The sequence below is a fragment of the Agrobacterium sp. DKPNP3 genome (genome assembly GCF_052686535.1).
Genome location: NZ_JBQYSN010000020.1, coordinates 51,547 through 59,177 on the forward strand (window position 1 = coordinate 51,547; position 7,631 = coordinate 59,177).

Below are 7,631 nucleotides of genomic sequence, written 5' to 3' on the forward strand. Positions count from 1 at the left end.
TTTGCGGTTTTCCGGTCGTTGCGGCCGGCAGGTTTTCCCTGCGCTTTTGATGAGTTCACTATGCCACCAGCCCTTCAACGGCCGCTTAAAAGGCATGATTAATGGGCCGCAAACAAACTGCAAACGATTGGTAAAATTGGGGTTTTGTTAAATATCACAGGCTGCGGAAATTAAGGACTTTGCGGCGATTTTTACGAAAGATTTACGATTGGATTTAAACCTTTTCTTCACCACGATCAAAACAACGACATCCAGTTGCCCTCTTCCATTTGCCGGAAACCGCTGCGAACGCCGGGACGAAGCGACAGATTTCTGTTTCCTTTTACGTGAACGTCAAATACTATCCGCCCAGCCCGCGGAGGATGAGGCGGGCAAGGAACAGCGCGACGTGACGGGAGGAGTCTTTATGAAGCGTGTGATGATCATTGCCGCTGCCCTGCTGATGGGAAGCAATCTTGCCTCGGCTGCAGAAGCCATCGAAGGCAACTGGAAAACGGCCAGCGGTGAGACGGCGGCGATAGGGCCATGCGGCAGCGCCTTTTGCGTGACGGTGAAGACCGGCAAACATGCCGGCAAGCAGATCGGCAAGCTTTCCGGCAAGGGGAACAGCTATTCGGGTGAAATCACCGATCCCGCCAACGACAAGACTTATAGCGGCTCCGCCACCGTTTCCGGCAGCTCGCTGAGCATGAAGGGCTGCGTACTGAAGGTTCTTTGCAAATCGCAGACTTGGACGCGGCTGTAATAACACGGCGGCGGGCGGGCTCCTGTCCTCCCGCCGCGGACCGCGTCGCCCGCCGGCGACATGCGGTGAACGATTCCCAGGCCCCCGCATTCGGCCGCATCGAAGCCATATATGTGCTCTTTCATAGTGGCGCCCCCCACCAATGAGAGCGACGCATGCCCCCTGCACTTTCGACCATTCTGATCGCCGGCACTTCCCATGTCGGGAAAAGCACACTCGCGGGACAATTGAGCGAGAGGCTGGGTTGGGAGGCAATCTCCACGGACAGCCTGGCGCGACATCCGGGGAGACCGTGGCCCGGCATTCCGAGCGCGGTTGACGAGTTTTACCGTCAGCTATCGGCAGATTCGATCCACTGGTTTCTCAAGGTTCATCACCAGAACATCTGGCCGATGATCCGCACGTTGATCGACAGCAGGTTAGACGCGGGCACACCGACGATCCTCGAAGGTGCGGCACTTCGCCCTGAGTTCATCGCGCCCCTGCTCGGGGGCGCGGTTACCGGCGTTTTCCTTCATGCCGGCAATGACTTTCTCCTTCAGCGAATGCGTGCTGAGGCGCGATACGATGAGGCCGCTCCCAGAGACCGGCAGATCATGAAAGCGTTCATGGAGCGATCGCTCAGGGAAAACACCGAAATGCTTTCCTCGGCGCTGGACCATCATGTACCGGTTTTCGATGTCAGCAAACCTCAGGGCATCGAGACCCTCGTGGCTCATCTTGCCGCGCTGGTTTTTCCGGGCTGAGAGACGCAGCTTCCCGCGCTCAGCGCTCGATTATGGCACCAATTTGTCCCCCCATCGGCCGTTAACATCCCTGAACCCGATATGAACCGCGGCCTCAGGGTCCGTTCAGTCCCGATATGGCAAAACTTTGTCCATGAACTCGAATGAAGGGGAATGGACATGACAAAGCTTATCAGCCGACTGGCAATCTTTGCGTTTCTCATGGCGATCTTCGCCATGTCCTTCGCCTCGCTCGTCGTCAATCCGAACCGCAGTTTCCAGCGGGTCAATGCCGGTGCCGCCATTGCCTGCCAGCACAACCCGGTTCAGGGGGCAAATTGCCCCGTCGTCCTGTGAGGAACGGCCAATGACAAAGAACTTTTCCAACGGCCTTTTTTCCGCGCTGAGACTGGCGCTGGTGGCCTCGCTTTTTCTGGGTCCCGTGGCTGGACTTGCCGCTTACAAGGCCGATCCCCGTCCGGCTTCAAAAGGCGCCGGTTTCGTTCTGCTGATGAGCCTGCAGCGCGGCGCGCTCGGCTGAATTTTCCGTCGGCGCCTGCGCCGCCAGCATATTCCGTTTCTTTTCGGTTTCTTCGTATTTCTGTCGCTTGCCTGTCGAAATTGGCCTCCTATAATGGGCCATGACAATAGAAAAACCCACGATTCCGCCCCTCACCTTCATCAGCCCCGAGCCTTTCGCGCCGCAGACATTCACGGACCCGAAAGAGGCCGTCGCTGCTTTGGCAGCGCTTTATGAGCGCAATACGAAGTTTCTGATCGATTCATTCACGGCGCTTGCCAAGGGTGCGCCGATCACCGGCCGATATCGCGCCTGCTATCCGCAAGTCAGCATCGAAACCGCGACATTTGGGCATGTCGATTCTCGCCTGTCCTATGGTCATGTGACAGCGCCGGGCGTCTACACGACGACCGTCACCCGACCGGAACTGTTCCGCCATTATCTCAAGGAGCAGCTGGGGCTTTTGATCAAGAACCACGGCGTTCCGGTCACGGTGTCGGAATCGGCCACGCCCATTCCGTTGCATTTCGCGTTTGGCGAAGGCGCCTATGTCGAGGCGGCGGCGGCATCGTCGTTGTCGGATGTGCCGCTGCGCGATCTCTTCGATACGCCCGACCTCAACAATACCGACGATCTCATTGCCAATGGCGAATATGATCAGGTGCCAGGCGAACCCGCGCCGCTCGCGCCCTTCACCGCGCAGCGCATCGATTATTCACTCGCACGCCTCAGCCACTATACGGCCACCAGCGCCAGCCATTTCCAGAACTTCGTGCTGTTCACCAACTACCAGTTCTATATCGACGAATTCGCCGCCTGGGCCCGGCAGATGATGAAGAACGGTGGCGAGGGTTACACGGCCTTTGTGGAGCCGGGCAACATCATCACCCATGCGGGCTCCGACAAGCCGGAGACGGATGCTGTGCTCGCCCGCCTGCCGCAGATGCCCGCCTATCACCTGAAGAAAAAGGGCCATGCCGGCATTACGCTCGTCAATATCGGCGTCGGCCCCTCCAACGCCAAGACGATCACCGACCACATCGCCGTGCTGCGTCCGCATGCCTGGCTGATGGTCGGCCATTGCGCCGGACTGCGCAACAGCCAGCGGTTGGGCGACTATGTTCTGGCGCATGCTTATGTGCGCGAGGATCACGTGCTGGACGACGACCTGCCGGTCTGGGTGCCCATCCCGGCTCTCGCCGAAGTGCAGCTGGCGCTGGAAGGCGCCGTCGCGGAAGTGACGGGTTACGAGGGTTTCGAGCTGAAGCGCATCATGCGCACCGGCACTGTCGCCACCATCGACAACCGCAACTGGGAGCTTCGCGATCAGGCCGGCCCGGTCAAGCGCCTGTCGCAGTCGCGCGCCATTGCGCTCGATATGGAATCGGCCACGATCGCCGCCAACGGCTTCCGCTTCCGCGTGCCCTACGGCACCCTGCTCTGCGTCTCCGACAAGCCGCTGCATGGTGAATTGAAGCTGCCCGGCATGGCTACGGAGTTCTACCGCACGCAGGTCGCCCAGCATCTCCAGATCGGCATCCGCGCCGTGCAAAAGCTCGCCGCCATGCCGACGGAAACGCTGCATTCGCGAAAGCTCAGAAGCTTTTACGAAACGGCGTTCCAGTAAAATCTGTATCGAACGCAGCGCCTTTGGTGTATTGTTTCGAAAAACGATACACCAAGGGCCTCTACATGCGTACCAACATCGAACTTGATGACGCCTTGATCGCCGAGGCGATGGAAATCACAGGTCTCTCGACGAAAAAGGCGACGGTTGAGAAGGCTCTGCGCGATCTTGTGGAAAATCTCGGGCGGCGTAAAGCGTTGCAGGAACTGAGAGGCATCGGCTGGAGTGGCGATCTGGAAGACGTGCGCAATGGCTGGAGCGCAGAAGATATCAAATCGCAAGATGCCGCAGAATGATCGTTGTCGATACATCTGTCTGGATTGACTGGTTTCAGAATAAATCCACGCCTCAAGTCACAACGCTCGACGATATAGGCGATCTTACCGACGTGATTATCGGCGACATTATTCTTCTCGAAATCTTGCAGGGAGAGCGGAATGACAAGCTGGCGGCGGCTATACATAGTCGGCTGAAGCGATTCGGATTCGTGCCGATGCTGACACCCGAACTTGCCGTTAAAGCTGCTGCCAATTACCGAAAACTTCGCGGCCTTGGGAAAACCGTGCGTAAAACGGCTGACCTCATCATCGGCACCTACTGTATCGAGCACGGACATAAATTGCTGCAAAACGACCGAGACTTTCAGCCGATGGCCGATCATCTCGGTCTGCAACTGGCCTGAGCCTCAAACCAGCTTCACCGTGCCCTCCACCCGCACCGGAAAATTCACAGAGCGCGCGATGAAGCATTTGTCATGCGCATCATGGTGCAACTCATCCGCCCGGGCGGGATCGCCCTTCGAAATGGTGATGACCGGTTTCAGCACCACTTCGCTGAACTGCCCGGCGCCATCCTTTTCCATGACCAGCGTGCCCTCGGCAGTGTCGACATAATCCTCGACGATGATGCCGGCGACCGAGCAGAAATGCAGGTACCAGAGCTTGTGGCAGGCCGAGAGCGAGGCGACGAGCAGGTCTTCGGGGTTCCAGCGGGCGGCATCCCCGCGGAAGGCCGGGTCGGAGGAGCCCGCAATATCGGCTTTTCCCGACGCGGAAATGGTGTAGTCGCGTTCATAATCGCGGTAGCCGGACGTGCCCTTGCCACGATTGCCGGTCCACTTCAACTGGACGGTGTAATGATGTTCCTGTCCTGCCATTTTAGTCCTCCCTTGGATTCGTTTTTCGCATTCTTTAACGGAAAACCGTTGCCCATTTTTCCTAGAAATGCTCTCGCGTATCGCGCAGATGGTCGAGCGCCTTGCGCAGCGTCTCGATGATTTGATCGACTTCTGAACGGCTGATCGTCAGCGCTGGCGAGGCCAGCATGCGGTCACCGGTCGCGCGCATGACGAGGCCGTTTGCCAGACAATGATTGCGCACGGCGGTTCCAATATCGTCCGGCTTGGCGAAACGCGTGCGCGTCGTCTTGTTGGCCGTTAGCTGCAAACCGCCCATCAGGCCGACGTTGACAGCCTCGCCCACCACTTCGTGGTCTTCAAGGCTTTTCCAGCCCTGCGAGAAATAGGGGCCGATATCGTCACGCACCCGCTCCACCAGTCCCTCAGCCTCGATGATGCGGAGATTTTCCAGCGCCGCGGCGGCGCAGACGGGATGGCCGGAATAGGTGAAGCCGTGGTTGAAGTCACCGACCTCTGATAACATCACCTGCGCTACCCGGTCCGACACGATCACGCCCCCGATCGGCAGATAACCTGATGACAGGCCCTTGGCGACCGGAGCGAGATCCGGCTCGACGCCAAAATGCTGATAACCGAACCATGAGCCGAGACGCCCGAAGCCGCATATCACCTCGTCGGAGACGAGGAGGATGTTGCGTGCCTTGCAGATGCGGGCGATTTCAGGCCAGTAGGTCTCCGGCGGCACGATCACACCGCCGGCACCCTGAATGGGCTCAGCCACAAAAGCCGCAACATTCTCCTCGCCCAGCTCATCGATTTTTGCGTTCAGTTCGCGCGCGACCTTCAGGCCGAATTCGGCCGGGGAGAGATCCTCACCCTCGGCATACCAGTAGGGCTGGCCGATATGGGCAATGCCTTCGATCGGCAGGTTACCCTGCTCATGCATCCATGTCATGCCGCCGAGAGACGCGCCCGCCACCGTCGAGCCATGATAGCCGTTGCGTCTTGCGATAACCTTCGTTTTCGCGGGATGGCCAAGCGCCTTCCAGTAGACCCGCGCCATGCGGAACCAGGTGTCGGTGGCTTCCGAACCGGAGTTGGTAAAGAACACATGGTTCATGCCCGGCCCGGCGCGAGAGGCGATTTTTTGGGCCAGAAGGGTCGCGGGCTGCGTGGTGGTGCCGAAAAAGGCGTTGTAATAGGGCAGCTCGTTCATCTGCCGCTGCACGACATCGGCGATTTCGCGGCGTCCGTAACCGATATTCACACACCACAGGCCGGCAAAAGCGTCGAGATATTTCTTGCCGGTACTGTCATAGATGAACACCCCCTCAGCCCGCTCGATGATGCGAGTGCCGGCCGCATTCAGCTTGCCCATGTCGGAGAAGGGATGAAGATGATGGGCGGCATCGATGGCGGCGAGGTTGGAGAGAGACGTGGAGATTTCATTCATGACAGATCGCACTCCCATAAAGCCAACGGCGCTTGCGCCGTCACGCCCGCCGAACATGGCCGGGCGGCTCCGATTTGGCAAGGCCGGAGGTTTTTAGGGGGCAAGTTCCCTGGCTGGACGTTGCGGCGAACTTCTTCTCCCCGGCGGGGCGAAGAAACAAGCGGCGATCGCCCAATTCACAGGCGGTTGCGTTATGCGAAAAACGCCCGTCCCACCAGCACCTTAAGCTCACCCGCATGGACCTCCAGCGCCACATCCCGTTCCATCGGCAATAATTCGCCATCGATCACGCAACGCACGTCGTGGCGTTTTTTAGGGAAATGAAGCTCCACGTCCGTCACGGTCATGGCGGTCACCGCGGCGTTGTCCTTGAGCTTGCCGCGCAGGATATCGAAGGCGAGTTTTGCAACGCCGGAGGGACGTAGCGGGTCCGTGAGATAGAAACCGAGATGACCGCCAGAGACATTATCCGCCACCAAGAGCGAATTCTGACCGAACTCGTTGTTGGAAACCGAAATAGCCGAGACCTTGCGATGCTGCGTTTCGCCGTTCACCGTATATTGCACCTCAAAGACGGGTGGATTGAGGATGACGTTGACGGCCGCACGGATGCTTGCCTTGATCTTGCCGAGACGGGAGGCGAAGGCGAGGTTGTTGCGATACCGCACCATGCGTGAGTGCAGGCCCGCTGAAAACTGGTGGACGAAGAGCCGGCCATTGGCGCTGGCGATGTCGACATTGGCAATTTCGCCATGCGCCAGCGTGTCCAGCACCTGGCGGATGTCGAGCGGCAGCTTCAGCGAGCGGGCGAAGAGGTTCATGGTGCCGGCGGGCACGATGCCCAGCGCGATGCCGTTTTTCCAGGCGATGGCCGCGGCGGCGGAAATCGTGCCGTCGCCACCGCCGGCAATGATGCCCTCTATGCCCGGCTCCTCGGCAGCGCGCTCCATCTCCTCGACGATATCCTTTCCGGAAACCAGCCGGCAATCGATCTCGTGGCCGGCGCGGGTGAAGACCTCGCGCGCGTCGTTGCAATAGGCATCCATGTCAGTGGTTCGAAAGGTGCCGCCGTCACGATTGAAAATTGCAATGAGCTTCATGTTTCCAATCCGATTGAGGAATGCAGCCGCGCGTAAATGTCTCTCATCATATAGGGTTCCAAACACCATCGCGTGAAGATGTTCTTTTGCCGAGAATCGCTCTACCGCAACGCATCATTTCATGTTAGGGGTCACTTAAGGTCATTTTCATGACCGCACATCTCCAGTCAGGGCAGACCGTTCCCATGCGGTCTTGCCCTTTTTTCTGTTGGGTCCTCCCATCTCAGGTCAGCATGAGCCAGTCGACAATGTCCGAAGCCCGCCCTGGCGCGGAAACCGAAGCCGTTTACGCGACCGAGCCGGCTGTCGCGCTTTCGCCTCTC

At 58.8% G+C, this 7,631-nt stretch carries 10 protein-coding genes; 7 read left to right on the plus strand and 3 right to left on the minus strand.

Annotated elements, in window-relative coordinates:
* Positions 1–406 precede the first annotated feature (406 nt).
* From ACUTJJ_RS08415 to vapC, 7 genes are all read left to right on the plus strand, one after another.
* Positions 407–745 (plus strand): DUF2147 domain-containing protein, encoded by a 339-nt coding sequence (locus tag ACUTJJ_RS08415; RefSeq protein WP_063951003.1) that lies wholly within the window; start codon positions 407–409, stop codon positions 743–745.
* A 155-nt stretch (positions 746–900) separates the two neighbouring features.
* Positions 901–1,491 (plus strand): AAA family ATPase, encoded by a 591-nt coding sequence (locus ACUTJJ_RS08420; protein WP_296064408.1) that lies wholly within the window; start codon positions 901–903, stop codon positions 1,489–1,491.
* Positions 1,492–1,644: 153 nt separating this feature from the next.
* Positions 1,645–1,827: a hypothetical protein gene (locus tag ACUTJJ_RS08425; RefSeq protein ID WP_209089096.1), complete on the plus strand. Its 183-nt coding sequence runs from the start codon at positions 1,645–1,647 to the stop codon at positions 1,825–1,827.
* Between the two features lie 10 nt (positions 1,828–1,837).
* The gene (locus ACUTJJ_RS08430; RefSeq protein ID WP_172801649.1) at positions 1,838–2,011 is read left to right on the plus strand and encodes a hypothetical protein; all 174 of its coding nucleotides are present in this window, start codon (positions 1,838–1,840) and stop codon (positions 2,009–2,011) included.
* 100 nt (positions 2,012–2,111) lie between these two features.
* Positions 2,112–3,617, plus strand: a complete 1,506-nt coding sequence (gene amn, locus ACUTJJ_RS08435) for an AMP nucleosidase (RefSeq protein ID WP_296064422.1) — start codon at positions 2,112–2,114, stop codon at positions 3,615–3,617.
* A 65-nt stretch (positions 3,618–3,682) separates the two neighbouring features.
* A complete protein-coding gene (locus tag ACUTJJ_RS08440) occupies positions 3,683–3,913 on the plus strand; it encodes a type II toxin-antitoxin system VapB family antitoxin (RefSeq protein ID WP_063950999.1) in 231 nt (76 codons plus the stop codon).
* Positions 3,910–4,299 carry a type II toxin-antitoxin system VapC family toxin gene (vapC, locus tag ACUTJJ_RS08445; protein ID WP_144575126.1) on the plus strand — a complete coding sequence of 130 codons (390 nt, stop codon included), beginning with the start codon at positions 3,910–3,912 and terminating at the stop codon, positions 4,297–4,299. The genes ACUTJJ_RS08440 and vapC overlap by 4 nt, the downstream gene beginning before the upstream one ends.
* A gap of 3 nt (positions 4,300–4,302) precedes the next feature.
* Here the strand turns inward: vapC and ACUTJJ_RS08450 are convergent, their stop codons facing one another.
* The 3 genes from ACUTJJ_RS08450 to ACUTJJ_RS08460 all read right to left on the minus strand — a co-directional run bounded on the left by ACUTJJ_RS08450 (position 4,303) and on the right by ACUTJJ_RS08460 (position 7,308).
* Complete coding sequence (locus tag ACUTJJ_RS08450; protein ID WP_445541871.1) at positions 4,303–4,773, minus strand: OsmC family protein; 471 nt, start codon at positions 4,771–4,773, stop codon at positions 4,303–4,305.
* A gap of 61 nt (positions 4,774–4,834) precedes the next feature.
* Positions 4,835–6,208 (minus strand): aspartate aminotransferase family protein, encoded by a 1,374-nt coding sequence (locus ACUTJJ_RS08455; RefSeq protein ID WP_445541872.1) that lies wholly within the window; start codon positions 6,206–6,208, stop codon positions 4,835–4,837.
* Between the two features lie 191 nt (positions 6,209–6,399).
* Positions 6,400–7,308 (minus strand): diacylglycerol/lipid kinase family protein, encoded by a 909-nt coding sequence (locus ACUTJJ_RS08460; RefSeq protein WP_144575135.1) that lies wholly within the window; start codon positions 7,306–7,308, stop codon positions 6,400–6,402.
* Positions 7,309–7,631 lie beyond the last annotated feature (323 nt).

Bases quoted from the DNA above. Each gene is read 5' to 3' on its own strand.
- ACUTJJ_RS08415 (WP_063951003.1), top strand. From the start codon at position 407: ATGAAGCGTGTGATGATCATTGCCGCTGCCCTGCTGATGGGAAGCAAT.
- ACUTJJ_RS08420 (WP_296064408.1), top strand. From the start codon at position 901: ATGCCCCCTGCACTTTCGACCATTCTGATCGCCGGCACTTCCCATGTC.
- ACUTJJ_RS08425 (WP_209089096.1), top strand. From the start codon at position 1,645: ATGGACATGACAAAGCTTATCAGCCGACTGGCAATCTTTGCGTTTCTC.
- ACUTJJ_RS08430 (WP_172801649.1), top strand. From the start codon at position 1,838: ATGACAAAGAACTTTTCCAACGGCCTTTTTTCCGCGCTGAGACTGGCG.
- amn (WP_296064422.1), top strand. From the start codon at position 2,112: ATGACAATAGAAAAACCCACGATTCCGCCCCTCACCTTCATCAGCCCC.
- ACUTJJ_RS08440 (WP_063950999.1), top strand. From the start codon at position 3,683: ATGCGTACCAACATCGAACTTGATGACGCCTTGATCGCCGAGGCGATG.
- vapC (WP_144575126.1), top strand. From the start codon at position 3,910: ATGATCGTTGTCGATACATCTGTCTGGATTGACTGGTTTCAGAATAAA.
- ACUTJJ_RS08450 (WP_445541871.1), bottom strand. From the start codon at position 4,773: ATGGCAGGACAGGAACATCATTACACCGTCCAGTTGAAGTGGACCGGC.
- ACUTJJ_RS08455 (WP_445541872.1), bottom strand. From the start codon at position 6,208: ATGAATGAAATCTCCACGTCTCTCTCCAACCTCGCCGCCATCGATGCC.
- ACUTJJ_RS08460 (WP_144575135.1), bottom strand. From the start codon at position 7,308: ATGAAGCTCATTGCAATTTTCAATCGTGACGGCGGCACCTTTCGAACC.